The organism is Bradyrhizobium sp. USDA 3397 (assembly GCF_054060965.1).
Genome location: NZ_JBSSDS010000001.1, coordinates 1,448,394 through 1,469,715 on the forward strand (window position 1 = coordinate 1,448,394; position 21,322 = coordinate 1,469,715).

A 21,322-nucleotide genomic window follows, 5' to 3' on the forward strand; every position below is an offset into this window, starting at 1 on the left:
GAAAAATCCATTGAATTCAGACAGATCAACAGCTGCCTCAAACCATCAGGGCAAATGGCTCGCGTCCCCTGGCAAGGCAGCCGCGAGCCAAAATGCCCCTCATTGGCCCTTCTTCTTGTCCTGCAATGCCTTCAGCACGGCGAAGGGATGGTCTTCGGGATCGGGAGCGGTGACCTCCGCCTCGAACACGGCCCCCTCCTTGCGCGGATAGGGATCGATCGCCAGGAACAGGACGTCGGTGGCGAGCCGGCCGAGGTCGATGATGCCGCCCGTGATCGGCTCGGGCGGGTCGGCAACCTCGGGCGGCGCCTCGTCGTCCTGCCCCTCCTCGATCAGATCGGCCAGGCGGCGCGCCTCGGCCTCGGGGGCGAACATCAGGTCCACCTCCTCCTCGATCTCGCTCTCGATCGGATCCAGCGTGACGACGCAGGTCTGGCCGATCCGGCCACGAACCAGGCCCGTGACCTGGACCCGCCCCCCGCTTTTCGGCACGACATCGAAGCTGGCATCGGCGGACAGGATCTCGCGCAAGCCCGCGACCTCCGCCATCGCCTGCCGCTCGGCCACTGAGGCCTCGAGCTCGCGGTGCAGCCCGCCGTCCGGGATTTGCGCAACGATGACGGGCGCCCGCCAGGGATCGCGCTCGGTATCTGGTCGGCTCATGGCGTGACATCCTCTGACAGCGCCCGGGGAAACTTGAAGGACGCGCGCAGCAGCGCGGCCTCGTCGGTCCGACCAAGATCGGCCTCGCTGGCCCTCGCATAGGCCGCGAGCCGCTCCGCCTGGTCGAAGCCGGTCCCATTCAAGATATTCTTGCAGATCGCCGCTGCCAGCGCCTCGCCGCCGGCTTCCATCGCCTGGTCGTAGGCCTGGACGCGGCCGTAGAAAGCCTCTCCGAAGGCCCGCATCCGCTTCGGCACGGTCTGGTCGCCCACCCCCATCTCGCGCAGATTGTCGTCCATGTCCTCGCAGAAGCGGTCGAACAGCGCCTGCGACAGCTCCGCGGCGCCCTGAACCGCGCGCAGACGGCGCAGCAGCAGCCAGAGATGCAGCAGCAACAGGTCGAAACGCCCGTTAACCGTATCGGGCACACCCAAGACCCGGTAAAACAGGGGTTCTCGCGCCTGCGTCACGATCATGCCATAGATCGCCTCAATGGTGCCGGGCGGGGTTCGCCGGGGTTTCCTGAAGTGATTGAACGGCCAAAGCATTGTGGTTTCCGCAAGCGGGCGCGCGCGAGTTGCATTCAGACGCCCAGCCCGGTACTTCAGCGCCTCGCGCGACGCAAGGGGACGGAATCAGTTCCGCTATGACGACAACGAACCAGATCAGCCTGCGCGCGGATATGCGGCGCGGCCTTCATGCCTGCTGGCGCGGCCTGCGCATGCTCGCGGCCACCGCCGTGATCGGCGTGGCCCTTGCAGCCTGCACCGGCGAGCAGTTCCAGAAGGGTTACATCCTGCCGCCCGGCGCGCTCGAGCAGATTCCGATCGGCGCGAGCCAGGATCAGGTGCTGATCGTGATGGGCACGCCTTCGACGGTCGCGACCCTCGACGGTGAAGTGTTCTACTACATCTCGCAGCGCTCGGAGCGCCCGGTCGCCTTCATGAACCAGAAGGTGGTCGATCAGCGTGTCATCGCAGTCTATTTCGACAAGACCCGGCGCGTGCGCCGGCTTGCGAATTACGGTCTCCAGGACGGCAAGATCTTCGACTTCATCAGCCGCACCACGCCGACGTCGGGTCAGGAGATGAGCTACCTCACCCCGCTGTTCAAGCTGCTCAGCTTCAACTGAGGCCGTCGAAGGATTCGATCGAAGCGGCTTGTCGCTTCGATCGAAAATGCGCGTCGAACGAGACTCCTGAAGCCGTTTAATTCCATCGCAAGGTATATGAGCTTACGTCTGCGTCGTCGTGCCGCTCTCTGCGCGGCACTTGTCGTCGCGCGCGACTTGCGGTCGCACGTGCCGTTCCCTACGGTTTCCGCAAAGCAAGAAGCAGGAGTGGATTCGTGCATAAGCCTTTGTTGTCCCGCCGTCGTGTGCTCGCCGGTGCTGCCGGCCTTTCGGCCGCAGCGATTCTGCCGCGATCGAGCCTTGCCGACTGGAAGCCCACTGAAAACGTTCGTCTCATCGTGCCGGCCGCGGCCGGCGGCTCGACGGACGTGATGGGCCGCCTCCTGGCCGCGCATCTGCAAGCCGCCTGGGGTCAGTCGACTGTGGTGGAAAACCGCTCCGGCGGCGGCGGCACGATCGGCACCGCCGAGGCCGTGCGCGCCAAGCCGGATGGTCACACCATCCTGGTCGGCAACCCCGGCCCGAACGCGATCGCCTACAGCATCTTCAAGAACCTCAGCTACAAGCCGGACCAGCTTCAGCCGGTCTCGAACATGATCCGGATTCCGAACATCGTCTCGGCGCATCCGAAGACCGGCGTCAAAACGATTCCCGAGCTGATCGCGTATCTGAAGGCCAATCCGGACAAGCTCAGCTACGCCTCCTCCGGCGTCGGCCAGAGCCCTCATCTCACCGGCGCCTGGTTTCTCCAGCTCACCGGCTTGAAGATGACGCACATCCCGTTCCGCGGCGCCGGCCCCGCGCTCCAGGCCGCCCTTGCCGGCGACATCCAGATCCTGTTCGACAATCTCTATCCGACCCTGCCTCAGGTGCAGAGCGGCACGCTCAACGGTCTCTGCGTCACCACACCCGAGCGCAGCGACCTCGCCAAAGACCTGCCGACCATGCGCGAGAGTGCGCCGGAGCTGGCGAATTTCGACGTGTCCTCCTGGTTCGCCGTCTTCCTGCCGAAGGGCGCCTCACCCGAGGTGCTGGGCGCGCTCAATCTCCAGGTCAAGGCGATGCTGGAGCGCGAGGACGTCAAGAAGCAGATCGCCGCCATGGGCGCCCGCGCCGACTACGGCACGCCCGAGCAGTTCGCCGCCTTCGTGGACGCCGAGACGAAGAAGTTCGCCGGCATCATCCAGAAGGAAGGCCTGCAGATGGACGTGCAGTAGGTCCCTCCCCGTCATTGCGAGGGGAGCCGATAGTGCTCCCTCCCCTCCCTGCCGGGCCACGCCGCCCCCTTCCGGCAAAAAAGTGAAAAACAACCCCATGCACAGTAGAGGCGCTGTCGCAGGACGGCACGATGTCCGCTCGATCAAGCTATTGCCGTGTCGAGCAAATCAGCGGCAAGGGAGCATGGAACGCAGCAAACGCAGCTCGTGTTGTCCGTCGCGAAACATCGACGCGCAACGCCGATTGGTCAAGGCGCAGGAATAGCTCCGGAATCGCAGCTCAAGGCCAGCGCGCATTTGGCATTTTACGAATCCCGTGGGACGCGTCGGGCAAACTCGGAGATCTTCGTATCGGCGCACCTACTTCGCCCGGGGGTGCCGATCGCCACACCGGTGAGCGTTCCGTTCATGTGCATCGGACCATACAGCTCACCATAGGTATTGCACCCAAACACGCGATGGGTTCGGTACAGTCGTGACATGTCGCGGGCGCATTGATGCTCGACGCCCATACGCCTCTGAACGGACTCGAATCCGATATAGAGCGAGACCTCCCCGATTTCTTGCTGGATTTGCGCGAAAAGGTTGCCGGTTGGGTCGACCGGGTCACGCAGAGTGGCCACAGTGAACACGAGGCCTTTGTCGATGGCGGAGGCAAAATGCAGCGTGCCGTCCGCATCGACCCGTCGTATCGCACGTGCAAAATACGCATCGCCGATCCGTACGAGCACAGGATGGGATGCAAACGCAGCGAGATCGAGTACACTGTCGGTGATGCCCGCCATGCGCGAATATTCGGCTGCTGCTGGCTCGGCATTCAACTCGCTAACAGTGCGTCGATCCGGATCAGCCTCCGTCACCACCATCTTTTCTGCGCAAGGCTCGCAAGTGTCGCAAGAAAAGATAAGGAACGGCAACGCTGTCTTAAACACAAGGAGCACCGCCGCATCCGTATGGGCGCGGCCCCCGAAATAGACCCAGCTGCGGTCAAATCGCAGACCATCTGCGGCCGAGCCGCCGACCAGCGGAATATGACCAAGCGAGGCATGAATCGCCGCCAAGACGACTTCTTCTCGCTGGCACATGCCATCGATGAGCAAGAGCCCGAAGCAGCGCTCACCGTCGGCATTGCGGCCCTTTCGGAAGAAGCTATGTCGAAGATCTGCGCCAATCGCGCGATGGTCTTCGATGCGAAAATTTGAGAGCCCCAGGATGGGGTGAGCGGTCACGTCGAAGTCGGCAGCGCTGAAGGCGAGCGCGACGATGCTGTTTTCATCCCATCCATTGAGCGCAATCTCGCCGGCGGTCGTGCAGCCGAAGACGGGGATGCCCACAAAGCGGGTCCTCATTTCGGCCGCAAACCGTTGCGGATCGTAACGCGGTGAAACAAAGACGAGCACCGCCGCAACACCGCTGGCCGGGAGAACGCTTGCCAGCTCCGCTGCCGCACCGGCGGGGGTAGACGCCTTGCTCTCGACGGCTACAACGCCGAATGAGCATCGATCGAGCATCCGCGTCAAGAACCTGATCGCTGAAGCGCGACGAATTCCGATTGAATCATCATCGCGCTTTAGCTCGTTCAGTTTACACGCGTGGCGAGCAACTCGGACAGGTTGGCGTCGAGCTGCGCGAGCATCTGCGGATCGGTGCCGAACAAGCCCAGGTGCCCGTCGATGCTGGCCAGCGGGCGCAACTCGCTCCCCGGAATGAGCCGTTGCTCGGCCTCGCAGTCGGCCGGCGGGAAGAACATGTCGTGACTGATCGGCATCACGAATGTCTTCGCCTTGATCCGCCCGAGAGCGGCAGCAAGGTCGCCGTCGGCGTTGCGGCTGACGTCGCCGCGCTGCCACTTCCACGCCATGGATAGCAGATTGTTCGGGTCCATCGGCGCGAAGTATCCGGTCATGAAGGTGTCGACAAAGCCCTGCATGGTTTCGAAACCTAGCGCCTTGTGTCGGTTGGCACGGAAGAAGTCGGTGCTCCAACCCATCACGGTCCAGAGCTTCGCCTGTCGCTTGAGGCCCGCAGCGACATCGGCCGGCGAGCCGTAGTGTCCCCCGCTGAAGCCCGGATCGGTCGTGATGGCCTCATTCAGCGTCTCCGCGAAGAGGAAGTCGTGCTCGGTGTTTTTCGCCGTACCGGCGATCGGCGCCGCGCGTTTGACGAAATCCGGATAGCGCACAGCCCATTCGTAGGTTTGCTGCGCGCCCATCGAGCCCCCGACCACGAGAGCAAGGCTCGTTAGCCCGAAGTATTCGGTCAACAGCCGGTGCTGGGCGCGAACGTCGTCCCCGATGCGGACCTTTGGGAAATTTGGTCCGACCATCGCTCCGCTGGCGTTGTGCGGCGATGTCGACAATCCACTGCCGATTTGGTTGACCACGATGATGAAGTATTTCGTGGGATCGAGTGCCCGGCCCGCGCCGATATAAACCTGCTCCATGATCTTGCTCGTGCCCGAGTACCAGGTGGGGACGAGAATGGCGTTGTCCTTCGCAGCGTTGAGCGTGCCGTGGGTGGCGACGGCGAGCTTGCAGTCGGGAATGGCCCCGCCATCCTCGAGCAGAAGGTCGCCGATGTTGATCATCTCGTAGGGGCCGTGACCTTCAGGCCCGTAATAGGGATTGTTGCTCATTTGGCTTTTCCTTTGGAGCCGTAGGGTCAGGTCATCGCGAGACCGGGATAGCCGCTGGCGGCGAGCTCGTCGCATTGTCGATTGTAGTTGCCGACGCCGCCGATATAGGACAACAGCCGGCGCGGCTTGCCGTCGACGTTAGAGCCCATGTACCAAGAGTCGGTTTTGACCACGAGCGTCGCCGCAGCGGTGTCGTCATGGTGCTTCACCCAATTGTCTTCGAACTCGCGGGTGGCCTCGATCGTTTGCTTGCCTTGCATCCGCGCGTAGTCGATGCAGTCGGCGATCCAGTCGACTTGCTGCTGCAGACAGGTGGTCATGTTGCAGAGAGCAGCCGAAGGTGCGAGCGGCGCGCCGGTCGTGAACAGATTCGGATAGCCATGGACCTGAAGGCCCATGGCGGTACGGATCTCCTGCTTCCACTGTTCTTTCAGCGAACGACCGTCGCGGCCGCGGAAGTCGATCCGGCTCAGCGCGCCGGACCCGGCGTCGAAGCCGACAGCGAGGATGATGACGTCGACCTCGTGAACCTTGCCGTCAGAGGTTTGGATACCCTCGGGCACGATGCGCTCGATCGGCGTGGACCGGCAGTCGATTGCTTCGACGTTGTTCTGCAGATAGACCTCGAGATAGCTGTTCTCGAGCGGCACGCGGTGCGTGCCGAAGCCATAATCGGACGGGATCAGGAGGCTGCACAGTTTTGGATCGTTGCGCAGGCGCTCACGCATCTTGCCCCGTACGAAATCGGACACGACGGCGCTGACCGATTCGTCGAAGAACATTTCCGGGAAGGTCGCCAGCCACATCGACAGCGAGCCCTCTTTCCAGAACTTTTCCAGTACTTCCGTGCGCTCTCCGGGCGTCAGCTCCGCCCAGGGACGGTTCTCGAAGTCGTAATGGAAGCCGGCGAAGGTCGAACGAACGCGCTTCTTCAGATCGTGGAATTGACTGGCCCAAAGGTCCCATTCGGCCTGGCTGTACTGCGGATTTTTCATCGGCACCACGTATTGCGGGGTCCGCACGAAGATCTTCATTTCGGCCACGTCAGGGGCGATGGTCTGGATGACCTGGATTCCGGTCGCGCCGGTGCCGATCACCGCGACCCGTCTGCCTTTGAGATCGACGCCCTGTTTCGGCCATCGTCCGGTATGGTGGATCTCGCCGCGGAACGTCGACTGGCCGGGAAAGCGGTCCACGAGCGGAGCCGACAGCATGCCGCAACAAGCAAGGACATATTGAGTGTCGATCGTCTCGCCAGCCTCCGTCGTGACCGTCCAGCGGCCGTCCTTCTCGCGATAGTGGGCCGAGACGATGCGGCTGTTGAATTGAATGTCCTTCTTCAGGTCGAGGTGGTCCGCAACGAAGTTCAGCCAGCGCTCAGTCTCCGGCTGCGCGGGAAATCGCTCGCTCGGCTTCCAGGCCTTGTACAGCTCCTCGGAGAACCAATACTGGTAGACCTCGACTTGGGAGTCGAAGCGCGCACCCGGATAGCGGTTCCAGTACCAGGTGCCACCCACCCCCGATGCCGTATCGTAAGCGCGGACGCTCAGTCCCATCTCTCGCAGGCGATACAACTGATAGAGGCCGGCGATCCCGGCGCCGATGACCAGTGCGTCCAAGTGCGTCGTCGGTGCATCCGCACGCGACGCATGTGTCGACTCCAACAAGGTGCCCATAACGTTTCCCCTCTTTTGTACCGGCCGCTTGAGCGACCGAATGGCCATTCGGCTGTGGGAAGGACGTTAGAAGCGACGTGCAGTGTCGTCTTGAAGGAACCAGTGAGCTTGTTGAAGGATCGGGTGAAGAAGCGCTAGCGAGGACTATCGTCCCTGAGGGCGGCCGGTGTCCGGCCCAGCCGTGCGCGCATGACGCGCGTTAAATGGGCCTGATCCGCGAAGCCGCATTCCGACGCGATCGCCTTCACCGGCAGGCGGCCAAGAGCCAGCATTTGCTGAGCTTTTTCGAGCCGACGGTCGAGGACATACTGGTGGGGGCTGGTCTGAAACGAGGCACGAAAGCGCTTCCCGAAAGTCCATACGCCCATCGAGGCGACTTCGGCGAGCTCTTCGAGCGAGAGCGCCTGATCGATCCGGGCTTCGATGTAGTCGACAATGCGTTTGCGTATTGCCGGGGGCAGTTCGCCCCTTCCGGACTTGTCGACAAACTGAACGGATGCAAAGTTGCGAAGCAGATTGACGACGAGCTGCGTACTCAGCGCGTCGACGTATAACGCACCTCCGATGCCGTTGCCGCCGGCTTCGCGAGATATGACCTCGACGGCTTCGGTCACGATCGGACTTTGCGTGCGCAATATGTCGTGCAGCCGCACCGCTGCGATCGGCCGCTCAAGGACGTCGGCAGCCACGCGGGAGACCACAGTGTCCGAGAGATAGACATGCGAGACGTCGATCTGCTCGGTCCAGTGCCAGTGCGATGCCTGCGAGCGGGTCAATAGCGAAATATCGCCCGGATGACACTCGGTCCGGGTCCAGCGCCCCTCGAAACGCCGCTCCATCATGGTGCTGCCGCGCTTGTAGGAGACGATCATGAAGTCGGCCATCGCGGGCACTGGGACGTCGAGACCACGATAGCGATAGGTCCGCAGCTCAACGCCCCTCCAGCCTTGACCGGCACTGCAGCGCAGCAACTCGCCCGGTACAAAGCGCGGCAGTTCATCCGGTCGAATGAGCAGTGCCATGGGATTTTTCCAACGTCGCGGACTGACGGCACCTGTGCGAACTATTGTCAACAGCAGGTTTGTACGTGTCAAGCTGAGCCTGAATTGCGCGGCGTGCGCCCGCCAGAACCAAGCCCTACAGATGGACATGCGGTGACGCGCAGCGTCATTCCGGGGCGGCTCGAAGAACCGAACTCCGGTGCGCAAATTGCGCACCTGAGAATCTCGATATCCCGGGTCTGGTCCTTCGGGCCATCCCGGAATGACAATGCAAAACAAAAACCCCGCGGCTCACGCCGCGGGGTTTTGCCTTTCGTCGTTTGCAGTTCAGTGCGCCAGGATCGCCAGCAGCAGCAGCGCCACGATGTTGGTGATCTTGATCATTGGGTTCACCGCGGGTCCCGCCGTGTCCTTGTAGGGATCGCCGACGGTGTCGCCGGTCACCGCGGATTTGTGGGCATCAGAGCCCTTGCCGCCGAAATGGCCGTCCTCGATGTACTTCTTGGCGTTGTCCCAGGCGCCGCCGCCCGAGGTCATGGAGATCGCGACGAACAGGCCCGTCACGATCACGCCGAGCAGCATGGCGCCTACGGCCGAGAACGCCGCCGACTTGCCGGCCGCGCCGCCGCCCGCGATCGCATAGATCAGGAAGTAGACGACGATCGGCGAGAGCACCGGTAGCAGCGAGGGGATGATCATCTCCTTGATCGCCGCGCGCGTGAGCAGGTCGACCGCCTTGCCGTAGTCAGGCTTGTCGGTGCCCTGCATGATGCCCGGCTTCTCGCGGAATTGCCGCCGCACCTCCTCGACGATCGCGCCTGCCGCACGGCCGACCGCGGTCATGCCCATCGCGCCGAACAGATACGGCAACAGACCGCCGAACAGCAGGCCCACCACGACGTAGGGATTGTTCAGCGAGAAGTCCGGATTGACGCCGGCGAAGTAGGGATACTGCGCGGAGCCGGCCACGAAGAACTTGAGGTCCTCGTTGTAGGCCGCGAACAGCACCAAGGCACCCAGACCGGCCGAGCCGATCGCGTAGCCTTTGGTGACCGCCTTGGTGGTGTTGCCGACCGCGTCGAGGGCGTCGGTCGACTTACGCACCTCCTTCGGCAGTCCCGCCATTTCGGCAATGCCGCCGGCATTGTCGGTGACGGGGCCGAAGGCGTCGAGGGCGACGATCATGCCGGCCAGCGCCAGCATGGTGGCGGTCGCGATCGCGATGCCGAACAGGCCGGCGAGGCTGTAGGTGACCAGGATGCCGGCGATGATGACGATCGCAGGCAACGCGGTCGCTTCCATCGAGATGGCGAGGCCCTGGATCACGTTGGTGCCGTGGCCGGTGACCGAGGCCTGGGCGATCGACTTCACCGGACGATAGTCGGTGCCGGTGTAGTATTCGGTGATCCAGATGATCAGCGCGGTGACGACGAGGCCGACCACGCCGCATTCGAACAGCGCCATGCCGGTGTAGTTGACGCCCTCGAGCTTGCCGAAGCCGATCAGGTAGTAGATCACCAGGGCGATGCCGATCAGCGACAGGATGCCGGTCGCGATCAGGCCCTTGTAGAGCGCGCCCATGATCGACTGGCTCGGCCCGAGCTTGACGAAGAAGGTGCCGATGATCGAGGTGATGATGCAGATGCCGCCGATCGCGAGCGGCAGCGTCATCATGTTGGCGAGGATCGGCGTCTTGGCGAAGAAGATCGCCGCCAGGACCATGGTGGCGACCGCGGTCACCGCATAGGTCTCGAACAGGTCGGCCGCCATGCCGGCGCAGTCGCCGACGTTGTCGCCGACGTTGTCGGCGATGGTCGCGGGATTGCGCGGATCGTCCTCGGGAATGCCGGCCTCGACCTTGCCGACGAGGTCGCCGCCGACGTCCGCACCCTTGGTGAAGATGCCGCCGCCGAGACGGGCGAAGATCGAGATCAGCGAGGCGCCGAAGCCGAGCGCCACCAGGGCGTCGACAACGACGCGGCTGTCAGGCGCCAGCTTCAGCGAATGGACCAGGAAGGCGAAATAGAGGGTCACGCCCAGCAGCGCGAGACCGGCCACCAGAAGGCCAGTGATGGCGCCCGCCTTGAAGGCGAGCTCGAGGCCGCCGGCCAGCGACGTCGTCGCGGCCTGGGCGGTGCGCACATTGGCGCGGACCGAGACGTTCATGCCGATGAAGCCTGCGGCGCCGGACAGGATCGCACCGATGGCGAAACCGATGGCGACGTAGAGCCCGAGGAAATAGGCAAGCAACACGAAGATGACGATGCCGACGATACCGATGGTGGTGTATTGGCGCCGGAGATAGGCTTGTGCGCCTTCGCGCACCGCCGCTGCGATCTCCTGCATGCGCGGCGACCCCGCATCCGCGCCCAAGACCGAAGACGTCGCCCAAATCGCGTAGGCGACGGAAAGCGCTCCGCAGAGCACTATCAACCATAATGCTGTCATGTGATGTTTGCCTCAGATCCTTGATGTACCCCCGGCGCCTTTTGTTGTCCGTCGTGCGGTGCAGCGCCTTGATTTTGAACAAAGCCGCCCCCTTGCCCTTAAGGGGCGGCTTCAGTCGGCCGCGAGCTTGCCAAAATCAAATTGACGGTGCAACGCCGGATGAGGCCGAAAAGGCCGATCTCGGCAGGTATTTAGGACCAAGCGCTGAGAACCAGGATGCCGGTTTGGAGCAATTGCTAGAAATGGCTGTAGGACAGCCGCGTCAAAAGCAGGTCCTGCCCCTGCCCGTCCAGGAAGCGCAGCGGCTTCTGCCCCTCGGTGATCGCACCGATTGCGGTCACGGCAACGCCCAGGGACCGCCCCGCGGCAATCAGCGTCTCGCATTGCGCCGGCGGAACGGTGCAGAGCACCTCGTAGTCATCGCCGCCCGCAAGCAGCGCCTCGACAGACGCGACGTTGCGGGCGCGAAGGCCGGCCGCCGCGGCCGAGAGTGGCAGGCTCGTCACGTCGACCGAAGCCGAGACCCCGGAGGCGGCGCAGAGCTTGGTCAGATCGCCGGCGAGGCCGTCGGAGACGTCCATCGCCGCGGTGGCATGATCGCGCACGGCCGGCGCCAGCACGTTGCGCGGCTGCGGCACCCGATAGCGCGAGACCAGAAAATCCCGTGCCGCGGGATCGGATGTCAGCGCGCTGGCGGCAGCGCCGCCTTTGAGCACGTCGAGGCCGAGCGCGGCATCGCCGATCGTGCCCGTCACCAGGACGCGGTCGCCCGGCCTTGCCCCGGTGCGGCCGATCATCCGCCCCCGAGGCACGCGGCCGAAGGCGGTGATCGAGATCATCTGCGGGCCCGGCGTCGACACCGTGTCGCCACCGAGCAGAGGACAAGCGAAGGTCTTCGCATCCTCGCCCAGCGCGTCCGCAAAGGGACGCAGCCAGGCATCCTCCTTGCTGCGCAGCGCCAGCGTCAGCACGAAGCCGGCCGGCGTCGCTCCTTTCGCCGCGAGATCGGACAGGTTCACCCGCAGCGCCTTGCGCGCGATGGTGTCGGGCGGATCGCCGGCAAGATAATGCACGCCCTCCACCACGGCGTCGGTGGTGACGACGATGTCCTCGCCGGACGAGGACAGCACCGCAGCGTCGTCGACCAACCCGAACGCGCCCGGATCGGTCGCCAGCGGCTTGAAATAGCGCGCGATGAGGGAGTCTTCGCCGGAGGGGTCCTGTGCGTTCGTCATCGGCGTTAACTCCACCCTCCGCCGTCATCGCCCGGCTTGACCGGGCGATCCAGTATTCGAGAGACAGTCGTGTTAGCCCGATAGGCCGCGGCGTACTGGATCACCCGCCTTCGCGGGTGATGACGACGGAGAATGGGGCAGTCGTCTCGCATCACTTCACCGCCCTCGCGGGAAACTACCCCCGCCCGAACTCGTCGCCGCGAAACTGGCGGCCGATCTGGTCGAGCACGGCATTGACCATGCCAGTCTCCTCACGGTCGACGAAGGCATTGGCGACGTCGACATATTCGGAGACCACCACCCGGCCCGGCACGTCCTTGCGATGCTGGAGCTCATAGGCTCCTGCCCGCAGCACTGCCCGCAGGATCGCCTCGATCCGCTTGAGCGGCCAGCCCTTCGACAGCGCCTCGTCGATCAGGGGATCGAGCTTCTTCTGGTCGCGGACGACGCCGGAAACGACGTCGCGGAAAAAGGCGGCTTCCGCCGGCAGATACGTCTCGCCCTCGACCTCGTTGCCGAGCCAATGGCTTTCGAACTCGGCAAAGATGTCGTTGATGCCCGCACCGGCGATGTCCATCTGGTACAGCGCCTGCACGGCTGCGAGCCGTGCCGCACCGCGCCGGTTCGCCTTCTTCTCGACAACGCCTGTCGGCTTCTTGGTGTTATCGGCCATGGCTTCAGGCCTGCGCCAGGCGGCGTTTTATGCGCAGCATCGCAAGCGCGGCGCGCGCGGCATCGCCGCCCTTGTTGAGCTCGCTGGCACGCGCCCGCGCCCAGGCCTGCGCCTCGGTGTTGACGGTGAGGATGCCGTTGCCGAGCGGCAGCTTTCGCGCCACGGCGAGGTCCATCAGCGCGCGCGAGGATTCCTGCGAGACGATCTCGAAATGAATGGTGTCGCCGCGGATCACGCAGCCGAGCGCGATCACCGCATCATAGGGCCTGCCGTTCGCCGCCGCGGCATCGACCGCGATGGCGACTGCCGCGGGGATCTCCAGCGCACCGGGAACCGTGATGACGTCGTGGGTCAGGCCGGCCACCTTCAGCTCCGCAACCGCGCCGTCCAGCAGCGCATCCTGGAGATCGTCATAGAACCGCGCCTCGACAATCAGCGCGCGCGCGCCGGAAATGTCGGTCTGGTCCTTCAGGGGTGCGCGCCGCGCGTCTGCCATCGTTCAATCCGTTTCGAAAGGGGTCGGCGCTATGTAGTAGCCGGAAGCATGTAAGCCAAGTTCTAAGAGACCGTCATTTCCGTCAGCCGCGCCGCGTAGCGGGCCATCAGGTCGACCTCGATATTAACCTCATCCCCCGCCTTCCAGCTGCCGATTGTCGTGACATCCAGCGTGTGCGGAATGATCAGCACCGAAAAGGTCACGTCTGCAACCGTATTGATCGTCAGCGAGACGCCGTCGAGCGTGATTGAGCCCTTAGTGGCGATGAACCGTGCCAGCTCCCGCGTCGTCGAGAGCACGAACCGCGCCATATCCGGCAAGTCCTCCCGGCTGACGATGGTTGCAATGCCATCGGCGTGGCCGGCGACGATATGGCCGCCGAGCTCGTCGCCGATCTTCAGCGCGCGCTCGAGGTTGAGCCTGGTGCCGACCTTCCAGCGCTTGGCCGTCGTCAGCGCCAGCGTCTCGGCCGCGGTGTCGACGTCGAACCAGGTCCTTGGCTTGGAGTCCATGCCATCCGCAACGCCCGAGCCAACCACGGTCAGGCAGACGCCGTTGCAGGCGATCGAGGCGCCGTCCGCAATCGTGCTCTGATCGTAGCGGCAGGCGATCCGGAGCCGGTGCAGCTGCCCCTGCGCCGTCGGCGTGAAGCTGACGATCTCGCCGATATCGGTGACAATGCCGGTGAACATTACGCGCGCTCGTAGATGGTGAGAGTATCCTTGCCGCAGGTCTCGCTAGCATGAACCTTGTAGGCCGGCGACTGCGTGATTTTCGACAGGGGCAATGCATCGAGCGCATCGACGCCGCCTTCGCCGACTGCTTCCGCTCCGCGGAACAGCCAGACCTCGTCGACGAGATCGGCCGCGACGAACGATGCCGCAACGCGGCTGCCGCCCTCGACCATCAGCCGCGTGATGCCCTTCTCCGCCAGCGCATGCAGCACGGCCGAAAGATCGAGCCCGGATGCACTCCCTGGAGGCATGCGCATGATTTGCGCACCGGCCGCGCCAAGGCGCGTCGCGGCGGCCGCTTCCGCAAGCTCGGAAGCGATCACCCAAAGCGGCGTCTCGCGCGCGGATCGAACCAGCTGGCTCGATGCGGGTATGCGCAGGCTCCGGTCGAGCACCACACGCACCGGCGAGCGCGCCGTCATGCCCGGCAGGCGGCAGTTGAGCTGCGGATCATCCGCCAGCACCGTGCCGATGCCGACCAGGATGGCATCGCTTTGCGCGCGGAGCAGATGCACGCGATTGCGTGCCGCCTCCCCCGTGATCGCAAGCGGCTTGCCGCCGGCCGCGCCGATCTTGGCGTCGGGCGAGACCGCGAGCTTCAGGATCACATGAGGACGCTGGTCCCGGATGCGGCGGAAATGTCCGGCATGATCGAACGCGGCCTCCGCCGCGCACAGACCGACGTCCACATTGATGCCGGCTGCGCGCAGGCGCGCATGGCCCTGGCCCGCAACTTCCGGATTGGGGTCCTCGATCGCCGCCACCACGCGCTTGATGCCGGCCGCGATCAGCGCATCGGCGCAAGGCGGCGACTTGCCGAAATGCGAGCATGGCTCCAGCGTGACGTAGAGCGTGGCCCCCCGCGCCGCTTCGCCCGCCCGCCGCAACGCCTCGGGCTCACCGTGCGGACGTCCGCCTGCTTGTGTCCAGCCGCGGGCGACGATGACGCCGTCCTTGACGATGACGGCGCCCACGGCCGGATTGGGCCAGGTACGCCCCTGCCCGCGCCGACCGAGCGCAAGCGCCAGCTCCATGAAACGGCGATCAGCATCCTTGGCCTCGCGGGCCTTCTGCGCGAACTGGTCTTCCAGGATGCGGAAGATCATTTGCGGATCGCGGCGAGCCGCGCTTCCTCCTCGCCGGAGAGCTCGCCGAGCACGTCGGCGAAATCCTTGGCCTCGCGGAAATTGCGGTAGACCGAGGCAAAGCGCACATAGGCGACATCGTCGAGCGTGCGCAGATGCTCCATCACGGTCTCGCCGATCACCTCCGAGGAGATCTCGGCCTCGCCACCGGTCTCGAGCTCGCGCACGATGGTGGAGACCATCTTCTCCACGCGCTCCGGCTCGACCTGCCGCTTGCGAAGTGAGATCTGCACCGAGCGCATCAGCTTGTCGCGGTCGAACGGCACGCGGCGGCCGTTGCGCTTGATCACCGTGAGCTCGCGCAGCTGCACGCGCTCGAAGGTGGTGAAGCGGAAATTGCAGGCGACGCACACGCGCCGCCTGCGGATCACGGACGAGTCCTCGGTCGGACGCGAGTCCTTTACCTGCGTATCGAGACTGTTGCAGTTCGGGCAGCGCATCCGTGTGACCTTTATTTTCGCATGATCTTTTCGGAAAACCGGTACCCACTTTTCCGGATCATGCGGCGCCTTACTGGTAGATCGGGAACCGGTCGGTGAGCGCCTTGACCCGTTCCTTGATCGCAGCCTCCACCAGCGGCGCCTTGCCGTCGGAGGATTGCGCGATCGCGTTGAGGACCTCTGCGATCATGCCGCCGACCTGCTGGAATTCGGCCACGCCGAACCCGCGGCTGGTCGCAGCCGGCGTGCCGAGCCGAATGCCCGAGGTCACAAAGGGCGATTCCGGGTCGAACGGAATGCCGTTCTTGTTGCAGGTGATGGCGGCGCGGACCAGCGCCTTCTCCGAGACGTTGCCCTTCAGGCCCTTCGGCCGGAGATCGACCAGCATCAGATGATTGTCGGTGCCACCGGAGACGATATCGAGACCATGGCCCTTCAGGGTCTCGGCCAACGCCTTGGCGTTCTCGACGATGTTCTTGGCGTAGACCTTGAAGTCCGGACGCAGCGCCTCGCCGAAGGCGACCGCCTTGGCTGCAATCACGTGCATCAAGGGACCGCCCTGCAGGCCCGGGAAGATCGCCGAGTTGAGCTTCTTGGTCAGCGTCTCGTCATTCCACAGCATCAGGCCGCCGCGCGGACCGCGCAGCGACTTGTGCGTCGTGGTGGTGGTGACGTGCGCATACGGCACCGGCGAGGCATGCACGCCGCCGGCGACGAGGCCGGCGAAATGCGCCATGTCCACCAGCAGGTAAGCGCCGACGCTGTCGGCGATCTCGCGGAAACGCTTGAAGTCCCAGGCGCGCGAATAGGCCGAGCCGCCGGCGATGATCAGCTTCGGCTTGACCTCTTCGGCCTGCTTGGCCACCGCATCCATGTCAATGATCTGGTCCTCGCGGCGCACGGTGTAGTGCGCCGCCTTGAACCACTTGCCGCTCATGTTCACGGGCGAGCCATGGGTGAGATGGCCGCCGGCGGCGAGATCGAGACCCATGAAGGTGTCGCCGGGCTGCAGCAGCGCCAGGAACACCGCTTGGTTCATCTGGCTGCCGGAGTTCGGCTGCACGTTCGCAAAGCTGGCACCGAACAGCTTCTTGGCGCGATCAATCGCAAGGTTCTCGGCGACGTCGACCCACTCACAACCGCCGTAATAGCGCGCGCCCGGATAACCTTCCGCGTATTTGTTGGTCATGACCGAACCCTGCGCTTCCAGCACGGCCCGGCTGACGATGTTCTCGGAGGCGATCAACTCGACCTCGTGGCGCTGCCGGCCGAGCTCGCCCTTGATGGCGGCGGCGATTTCCGGATCAGCCTGCTCGAGCGAGGCGGTGAAAAACGAATCGGGCGCGGAGGCGGACTTGGGTGCGGTCATCTTGCGAATATCTCCACCGCCGCAGCCTTTTGGCGGGCTACGGGCGGGTCTGGTGTGGCGGTCGGAAGCACGCGCGATCTACCACATCGGCCGACCGCGGCCAAGCATTTGCGGGTCGGGCCTGATATTTATGCAAGATATGGTGGGATTGTAGGTTTTCAGCCCGGGAGCGGTTGCGAGACCGCTCCCTGTCAAGATCCGGGCTGGGGCCGCCTTGGGCCTCATTCCTGAAGGTCGTGCTAAAGCCCCGTGTACCCCGCCTTCACTGGGTCGACGCTGCCGTCGAGCTGGCGCAGATAGGTCAGGCCGCAGACGGTCAACCTGTGACTGTCGGTCTCGCCGGCTTCCATCAGGATGTTGAGGTAATTCGTAACCTTTTCACGCGCCTCGGCGCTGGCCGCCGCGGTGCGGTTGGCGAGCAGGTCGTAGGTCTGCATGATGCGGTCGATGGCGGCTTCCATGGCATCCTCTGGTTCGGGGGGATTGTGGGAGTTTCGATCAGGCAACCGCTTTGGCCTCGGTCCGCGCCTGGAACCGGCCGATCGCCTTGTTGGCCAGCCTGATCTTGTTGAATTCACCCTGCTGGAGCAGTTTGACGATCAGGTGAAGCAGGCGGTCGTCGGTAACCAGAGTGTCCGGGATTGCGCCGGAGCGGCGAAGGTAGTTCGCGGCGATGGCGTAGGCCTCGCTGACGAGTTCCACGTTCATCACCCGAAGCCCGCGCTCGACCAGCATCGCCGTTTCTCCGATCCGAAGAAGATAAGCGCCGAGCCCGGAACTGGTTCCTGGCTGCCGGGGGATTTTTTCGCAGGTGCAAAAAAGATATCAACGCACCGGTCCGGGGCAACTCCGGACCAGCGCGCTTGGGGAAGTCAGGCACGTTCGGGAGGGCTGCCGGTCTTGTTGCGGGCCGGCTTCGCCCAGATCCCTTTAGAACTCAAAGGCGATAGAGGATCTGGTCGGTCCAGAACCGCTCCAGGCGGTGCAGCGACTTGTTGAGGGTCGCGAACTCGTCGCCGGAGATGCCGCCGACCTGCTCCACCGTCTTGACGTGCTTCTGGTAGAGCGCATCGACGATGCGGCGGACTTCCTGGCCCTGCGGGGTCAGGCGGATGCGCACCGAGCGGCGATCGACCCGCGAGCGCTGATGATCGAGGAAGCCGAGCTCGACGAGCTTCTTCAGATTGTAGGAGACGTTGGAGCCGAGATAGTAACCGCGCGTGCGCAATTCGCCCGCGGTCAGCTCCTTGTCGCCGATGTTGTAGAGCAAGAGCGCCTGGACCGAGTTGATGTCCGCGCGGCCGCGGCGATCGAATTCGTCCTTGATCACGTCGAGGAGCCGGCGATGCAGCCGCTCCACCAGAGTCAAAGCTTCCAGATAGAGCGACTGCACCGAACCCTGCTGGCCGGAGACGCGCTCTGCGGTATCTGCCGCAGTTGCGACGGCTTTCATCATGACACTTCCCCTGTTGTCGTTTTTATCGACACTTATTCGACGAAACTTTTGTCCCGTCTGATAGGTGCAACTTAAGAGGGGCGTTTGAAGATCGGCTTAAATAAGAGAATAAAGAGATCATGAATTTAAGACAGTGAATTGCGCATTAAGCCTGTGCCACAAGTACTTTTTGAAAGCCTCTGTTGACCTTCGCAAGGTCCTGTTCACCCTCCGTCCGCCCCTGTTGTCGCATTCCAGAACAGCCCCGCTCCGTTTCGAAACGCACGCGTAAGAGCTGTGGCGGAACCGGCTGGTCAATGAAAACTTGCCGCGAATTTTAGGCAACCAGCGGTCAACCAAACGCGCACACTCTCATGTCCCGGACAACATGCAGCGCGCAGCGATGCATCGCCGAGCCGGGACCCAGATAGCCGGAAACGAGATCGCGGAGAGATGGGCCCCGGCTCTGCAACGCATCACGCCGCAAGTGCGGCGCGCTGCATTGCGTCCGGGGCACGTTTGCGCCTACGGCGGCCGCTCGCGCGCGGCCATCCAGGCGAGCGCGAGATAAGCGGCAAGCATGAAGACCTCGACGCCGACCACGACCAGGCTGCCGCCGTAGATTCCCGGGAACATCAGCTCGATCACGGCCATCGACACCACGGTCGTCAGCCACACCACCGCGCCCCAGGGCGTCGCCAGCCAGAGGCCGACCGCGGCGACGAGCTCGATCACCGCGAAGTACACGGTCGCGGCCTGCCAGGCCATCGACTGGTTCTCGAACGCCTCGTCCTCGCCGCCGACGAAGCCCGTGACCTGCGCCCAGTGATAGAGGCCTTTCAGGATCGAGAGCAGCGCCATCACCCGCAGGAACAGCACCAGCCGGCGGGTCCAGACATTGTCGTCGGACTCCGGGCGCTCCGAGGAGATCGCCGCCACCGAGAGCGCGCTCTCTCGGGCAGTGTCACGGGCAGCGTCCCTGGCATTGGCGCCGCCCTGGGCCGCATCGCGGGTGGATATCTCGGACATGGCCCCTTCTGGCTGCTTCGGCCCGCAAAATCAATCGGCTGCCCAAGTCAGGTTCAGATCTGCCTTGCGGCAGGTCAAGCCGCGGTGACGGGAACCATGCGAGCTGGTATAAGAATAATTCCAGCCGGAGGAAGAGTAATGGCGATCAAATACGGACGTCCGATCGAATTGCGCGACGTTTCGCGCCGGGACAGCACCGCGGTGCCGCATGCCCTCGATCTGACCGTTCGTCCGCGCCGCAACCGCAAGGCCGAGTGGGCTAGGCGCATGGTGCGCGAGAACGTCCTCACCACCGACGATCTGATCTGGCCGCTGTTCCTGATCGACGGCACCAACAAGCGCGAGCAGGTCGCCTCGATGCCGGGCGTCGACCGCCTCAGCGTCGACCAGGCCCTGCGCGAGGCCGAGCGCGCGATGAAGCTGACCATCCCCTGCATCGCGCTGTTTCCCTATACCGATCCCTCTTTGCGCGACGAGGAAGGTTCGGAAGCCACCAACCCGAACAACCTGGTCTGCCAGGCCGTGCGCGCGATCAAGAAGGAGTTTCCCGAGATCGGAATCCTCTGCGACGTCGCGCTCGATCCGTTCACCAGCCACGGCCATGACGGCCTGATCTCCGACGGCAAGATCCTGAATGACGAGACGGTCGCCGTGCTGGTGCGTCAGGCCTTGGTGCAGGCCGAAGCCGGCTGCGACATCATCGCGCCCTCCGACATGATGGACGGCCGCGTCGCCGCGATCCGCGAGGGGCTGGACCGCGCCGGCCTGCTCGACGTGCAGATCATGGCCTATGCCGCGAAATACGCCTCCGCCTTCTATGGCCCGTTCCGCGACGCCATCGGCTCGGCCAAGACGCTCACCGGCGACAAGCGCACCTACCAGATGGACAGCGCCAACACCGATGAAGCGCTGCGCGAGGTCGAGCTCGACATCGCCGAGGGCGCCGACATGGTGATGGTGAAGCCCGGCATGCCCTATCTCGACGTGGTCCGCCGCGTGAAGGACACCTTTGCGATGCCGACCTTCGCCTACCAGGTCTCCGGCGAATACGCGATGATCGCCGCAGCCGCCAACAACGGCTGGCTCGACGGCGACCGTGCCATGATGGAAAGCCTGCTCGCCTTCAAGCGCGCCGGCGCCGACGGTGTGCTGAGCTATTTTGCGCCGAAGGCGGCGGAGAAGCTGCGCAGCCAAGCGTAGGGTCTCGCAGCTGTCGTAGGTGGGCCAAGCGAAGCGGGCCCACCGATCCACCCATCGTTTAAGTCGGCGGGCAATGGTGGGCACGGCGCTGCGCGCCTTTGCCCCCTACAGCATCCGCGCTTGTGGCCTCCCTTCGCCCCCGAATCGCCGGAATATTTCGGCTTGCTGCCGCCCGCGCGCCCTTGGCACGGGCATGGCCTGTTCCCATGTCCTGCGAGGGGGCTTCGCTGGGAGAACGGACCATGTCGTACAACTCGGGCAATTCGGGCGGCTGGCGCAATGACGGCGCCATGCAACCGCATGCCTACGACCCCGACCTGCATCCGGAGCTGTTCCGGGGCGTCGCGACGCGGCGGGTGTTCGCCTTCCTGATCGACATGGTCGTGATCTCGGTGCCGGTGATCCTCGGCTACATCTTCATCGCCTTGTTCGGCGTGGTCACCCTCGGCATCGGCTGGGCGCTGTTCTGGATCGCCTGGCCGGCCTCCGTGATCTGGGCCATCGTCTATTACGGCGCCAGCATCGGCGGTGCGTCCTCCGCCACGGTCGGCATGCGCCTGATGGACCTGGAGCTGCGCACCTGGTACGGCGCGCCCGGCTACTTCGTGCTCGGCGCCACCCATGCCGTGCTGTTCTGGGTGACGGTCTCGTTCCTGTCGCCGTTCGTGGTGCTGGTCGGCCTGTTCAACGGCCGCCGTCGCCTGCTGCACGATTTCGTGCTGGGAACGGTCGTGATCAACAATTCGGTTCGGATACCCGCACCGCAGGCGGCGCGGACATGGTGAGCTAATCGA

22 protein-coding genes are annotated in these 21,322 nt (G+C 64.2%); 4 read left to right on the plus strand and 18 right to left on the minus strand.

The window, feature by feature from the left end:
* Nucleotides 1-99 precede the first annotated feature (99 nt).
* Together ACVWYQ_RS06785 and ACVWYQ_RS06790 are read right to left on the minus strand one after the other, a co-directional pair.
* Complete coding sequence (locus ACVWYQ_RS06785; protein WP_456725537.1) at nucleotides 100-663, minus strand: YceD family protein; 564 nt, start codon at nucleotides 661-663, stop codon at nucleotides 100-102.
* Nucleotides 660-1,211 (minus strand): ubiquinol-cytochrome C chaperone family protein, encoded by a 552-nt coding sequence (locus ACVWYQ_RS06790; protein WP_036025467.1) that lies wholly within the window; start codon nucleotides 1,209-1,211, stop codon nucleotides 660-662. The genes ACVWYQ_RS06785 and ACVWYQ_RS06790 overlap by 4 nt, the downstream gene beginning before the upstream one ends.
* Before the next feature lie 98 nt (nucleotides 1,212-1,309).
* Between ACVWYQ_RS06790 and ACVWYQ_RS06795 the strand changes: the two genes are divergently transcribed.
* Both ACVWYQ_RS06795 and ACVWYQ_RS06800 read left to right on the plus strand, forming a co-directional pair.
* Nucleotides 1,310-1,795 (plus strand): outer membrane protein assembly factor BamE, encoded by a 486-nt coding sequence (locus tag ACVWYQ_RS06795; RefSeq protein ID WP_036010444.1) that lies wholly within the window; start codon nucleotides 1,310-1,312, stop codon nucleotides 1,793-1,795.
* Between the two features lie 215 nt (nucleotides 1,796-2,010).
* Complete coding sequence (locus ACVWYQ_RS06800; protein WP_404540750.1) at nucleotides 2,011-3,012, plus strand: Bug family tripartite tricarboxylate transporter substrate binding protein; 1,002 nt, start codon at nucleotides 2,011-2,013, stop codon at nucleotides 3,010-3,012.
* A gap of 305 nt (nucleotides 3,013-3,317) precedes the next feature.
* On the opposite strand, the gene ACVWYQ_RS06805 is transcribed toward ACVWYQ_RS06800, so the two are convergent.
* The 16 genes from ACVWYQ_RS06805 to ACVWYQ_RS06880 form a co-directional block, all read right to left on the minus strand.
* Nucleotides 3,318-4,523: an FIST signal transduction protein gene (locus ACVWYQ_RS06805; RefSeq protein WP_404546198.1), complete on the minus strand. Its 1,206-nt coding sequence runs from the start codon at nucleotides 4,521-4,523 to the stop codon at nucleotides 3,318-3,320.
* Between the two features lie 68 nt (nucleotides 4,524-4,591).
* Nucleotides 4,592-5,647 carry an alpha/beta fold hydrolase gene (locus tag ACVWYQ_RS06810; RefSeq protein ID WP_404546196.1) on the minus strand — a complete coding sequence of 352 codons (1,056 nt, stop codon included), beginning with the start codon at nucleotides 5,645-5,647 and terminating at the stop codon, nucleotides 4,592-4,594.
* A 26-nt stretch (nucleotides 5,648-5,673) separates the two neighbouring features.
* Complete coding sequence (locus ACVWYQ_RS06815) at nucleotides 5,674-7,323, minus strand: flavin-containing monooxygenase (protein ID WP_456725538.1); 1,650 nt, start codon at nucleotides 7,321-7,323, stop codon at nucleotides 5,674-5,676.
* A gap of 134 nt (nucleotides 7,324-7,457) precedes the next feature.
* Nucleotides 7,458-8,345, minus strand: a complete 888-nt coding sequence (locus ACVWYQ_RS06820; protein WP_271538078.1) for an AraC family transcriptional regulator — start codon at nucleotides 8,343-8,345, stop codon at nucleotides 7,458-7,460.
* A gap of 306 nt (nucleotides 8,346-8,651) precedes the next feature.
* Entirely contained in the window at nucleotides 8,652-10,772 is a 2,121-nt protein-coding gene (locus ACVWYQ_RS06825) for a sodium-translocating pyrophosphatase (RefSeq protein ID WP_271538079.1), read from the minus strand.
* Between the two features lie 236 nt (nucleotides 10,773-11,008).
* Nucleotides 11,009-12,007, minus strand: coding sequence for a thiamine-phosphate kinase (gene thiL / locus ACVWYQ_RS06830; protein WP_271538080.1), 999 nt, complete (start codon nucleotides 12,005-12,007; stop codon nucleotides 11,009-11,011).
* Nucleotides 12,008-12,182: 175 nt separating this feature from the next.
* Nucleotides 12,183-12,680, minus strand: a complete 498-nt coding sequence (gene nusB / locus ACVWYQ_RS06835; protein WP_036010453.1) for a transcription antitermination factor NusB — start codon at nucleotides 12,678-12,680, stop codon at nucleotides 12,183-12,185.
* Nucleotides 12,681-12,684: 4 nt separating this feature from the next.
* Nucleotides 12,685-13,176: a 6,7-dimethyl-8-ribityllumazine synthase gene (gene ribH, locus ACVWYQ_RS06840; protein WP_271538081.1), complete on the minus strand. Its 492-nt coding sequence runs from the start codon at nucleotides 13,174-13,176 to the stop codon at nucleotides 12,685-12,687.
* Nucleotides 13,177-13,238: 62 nt separating this feature from the next.
* Nucleotides 13,239-13,868 (minus strand): riboflavin synthase, encoded by a 630-nt coding sequence (locus tag ACVWYQ_RS06845; RefSeq protein WP_271538082.1) that lies wholly within the window; start codon nucleotides 13,866-13,868, stop codon nucleotides 13,239-13,241.
* On the minus strand, nucleotides 13,868-15,016 hold the full coding sequence (gene ribD / locus ACVWYQ_RS06850; RefSeq protein WP_271538083.1) for a bifunctional diaminohydroxyphosphoribosylaminopyrimidine deaminase/5-amino-6-(5-phosphoribosylamino)uracil reductase RibD: 1,149 nt from the start codon (nucleotides 15,014-15,016) through the stop codon (nucleotides 13,868-13,870). The genes ACVWYQ_RS06845 and ribD overlap by 1 nt, the downstream gene beginning before the upstream one ends.
* Nucleotides 15,013-15,495: a transcriptional regulator NrdR gene (gene nrdR / locus ACVWYQ_RS06855; RefSeq protein ID WP_011087793.1), complete on the minus strand. Its 483-nt coding sequence runs from the start codon at nucleotides 15,493-15,495 to the stop codon at nucleotides 15,013-15,015. The genes ribD and nrdR overlap by 4 nt, the downstream gene beginning before the upstream one ends.
* Nucleotides 15,496-15,565: 70 nt before the next feature.
* Nucleotides 15,566-16,864 (minus strand): serine hydroxymethyltransferase, encoded by a 1,299-nt coding sequence (glyA, locus tag ACVWYQ_RS06860; RefSeq protein ID WP_036010474.1) that lies wholly within the window; start codon nucleotides 16,862-16,864, stop codon nucleotides 15,566-15,568.
* A gap of 239 nt (nucleotides 16,865-17,103) precedes the next feature.
* Complete coding sequence (locus ACVWYQ_RS06865) at nucleotides 17,104-17,325, minus strand: hypothetical protein (protein WP_128265268.1); 222 nt, start codon at nucleotides 17,323-17,325, stop codon at nucleotides 17,104-17,106.
* A 37-nt stretch (nucleotides 17,326-17,362) separates the two neighbouring features.
* Nucleotides 17,363-17,599, minus strand: a complete 237-nt coding sequence (locus ACVWYQ_RS06870) for a hypothetical protein (RefSeq protein ID WP_157283491.1) — start codon at nucleotides 17,597-17,599, stop codon at nucleotides 17,363-17,365.
* Between the two features lie 202 nt (nucleotides 17,600-17,801).
* Complete coding sequence (ldtR, locus tag ACVWYQ_RS06875) at nucleotides 17,802-18,320, minus strand: transcriptional regulator LdtR (protein ID WP_025036696.1); 519 nt, start codon at nucleotides 18,318-18,320, stop codon at nucleotides 17,802-17,804.
* Nucleotides 18,321-18,824: 504 nt separating this feature from the next.
* Nucleotides 18,825-19,328, minus strand: coding sequence for a DUF6163 family protein (locus ACVWYQ_RS06880; RefSeq protein WP_271538084.1), 504 nt, complete (start codon nucleotides 19,326-19,328; stop codon nucleotides 18,825-18,827).
* Nucleotides 19,329-19,466: 138 nt separating this feature from the next.
* On the opposite strand from ACVWYQ_RS06880, the gene hemB reads away from it, so the two are divergent.
* Nucleotides 19,467-20,528, plus strand: a complete 1,062-nt coding sequence (gene hemB / locus ACVWYQ_RS06885; protein WP_271538085.1) for a porphobilinogen synthase — start codon at nucleotides 19,467-19,469, stop codon at nucleotides 20,526-20,528.
* 242 nt (nucleotides 20,529-20,770) lie between these two features.
* Nucleotides 20,771-21,313: an RDD family protein gene (locus tag ACVWYQ_RS06890; RefSeq protein WP_057029747.1), complete on the plus strand. Its 543-nt coding sequence runs from the start codon at nucleotides 20,771-20,773 to the stop codon at nucleotides 21,311-21,313.
* Nucleotides 21,314-21,322 lie beyond the last annotated feature (9 nt).

Coding starts and splice junctions, on each gene's coding strand:
- ribH (WP_271538081.1), bottom strand. CDS start 13,176: ATGGCAGACGCGCGGCGCGCACCCCTGAAGGACCAGACCGACATTTCC.
- ACVWYQ_RS06825 (WP_271538079.1), bottom strand. CDS start 10,772: ATGACAGCATTATGGTTGATAGTGCTCTGCGGAGCGCTTTCCGTCGCC.
- nrdR (WP_011087793.1), bottom strand. CDS start 15,495: ATGCGCTGCCCGAACTGCAACAGTCTCGATACGCAGGTAAAGGACTCG.
- nusB (WP_036010453.1), bottom strand. CDS start 12,680: ATGGCCGATAACACCAAGAAGCCGACAGGCGTTGTCGAGAAGAAGGCG.
- ACVWYQ_RS06795 (WP_036010444.1), top strand. CDS start 1,310: ATGACGACAACGAACCAGATCAGCCTGCGCGCGGATATGCGGCGCGGC.
- ACVWYQ_RS06820 (WP_271538078.1), bottom strand. CDS start 8,345: ATGGCACTGCTCATTCGACCGGATGAACTGCCGCGCTTTGTACCGGGC.
- ribD (WP_271538083.1), bottom strand. CDS start 15,016: ATGATCTTCCGCATCCTGGAAGACCAGTTCGCGCAGAAGGCCCGCGAG.
- ACVWYQ_RS06890 (WP_057029747.1), top strand. CDS start 20,771: ATGTCGTACAACTCGGGCAATTCGGGCGGCTGGCGCAATGACGGCGCC.
- ACVWYQ_RS06810 (WP_404546196.1), bottom strand. CDS start 5,647: ATGAGCAACAATCCCTATTACGGGCCTGAAGGTCACGGCCCCTACGAG.
- ldtR (WP_025036696.1), bottom strand. CDS start 18,320: ATGATGAAAGCCGTCGCAACTGCGGCAGATACCGCAGAGCGCGTCTCC.
- ACVWYQ_RS06865 (WP_128265268.1), bottom strand. CDS start 17,325: ATGGAAGCCGCCATCGACCGCATCATGCAGACCTACGACCTGCTCGCC.
- ACVWYQ_RS06870 (WP_157283491.1), bottom strand. CDS start 17,599: ATGCTGGTCGAGCGCGGGCTTCGGGTGATGAACGTGGAACTCGTCAGC.
- glyA (WP_036010474.1), bottom strand. CDS start 16,864: ATGACCGCACCCAAGTCCGCCTCCGCGCCCGATTCGTTTTTCACCGCC.
- ACVWYQ_RS06845 (WP_271538082.1), bottom strand. CDS start 13,868: ATGTTCACCGGCATTGTCACCGATATCGGCGAGATCGTCAGCTTCACG.
- ACVWYQ_RS06880 (WP_271538084.1), bottom strand. CDS start 19,328: ATGTCCGAGATATCCACCCGCGATGCGGCCCAGGGCGGCGCCAATGCC.
- hemB (WP_271538085.1), top strand. CDS start 19,467: ATGGCGATCAAATACGGACGTCCGATCGAATTGCGCGACGTTTCGCGC.
- ACVWYQ_RS06785 (WP_456725537.1), bottom strand. CDS start 663: ATGAGCCGACCAGATACCGAGCGCGATCCCTGGCGGGCGCCCGTCATC.
- thiL (WP_271538080.1), bottom strand. CDS start 12,007: ATGACGAACGCACAGGACCCCTCCGGCGAAGACTCCCTCATCGCGCGC.
- ACVWYQ_RS06815 (WP_456725538.1), bottom strand. CDS start 7,323: ATGGGCACCTTGTTGGAGTCGACACATGCGTCGCGTGCGGATGCACCG.
- ACVWYQ_RS06805 (WP_404546198.1), bottom strand. CDS start 4,523: ATGCTCGATCGATGCTCATTCGGCGTTGTAGCCGTCGAGAGCAAGGCG.
- ACVWYQ_RS06790 (WP_036025467.1), bottom strand. CDS start 1,211: ATGCTTTGGCCGTTCAATCACTTCAGGAAACCCCGGCGAACCCCGCCC.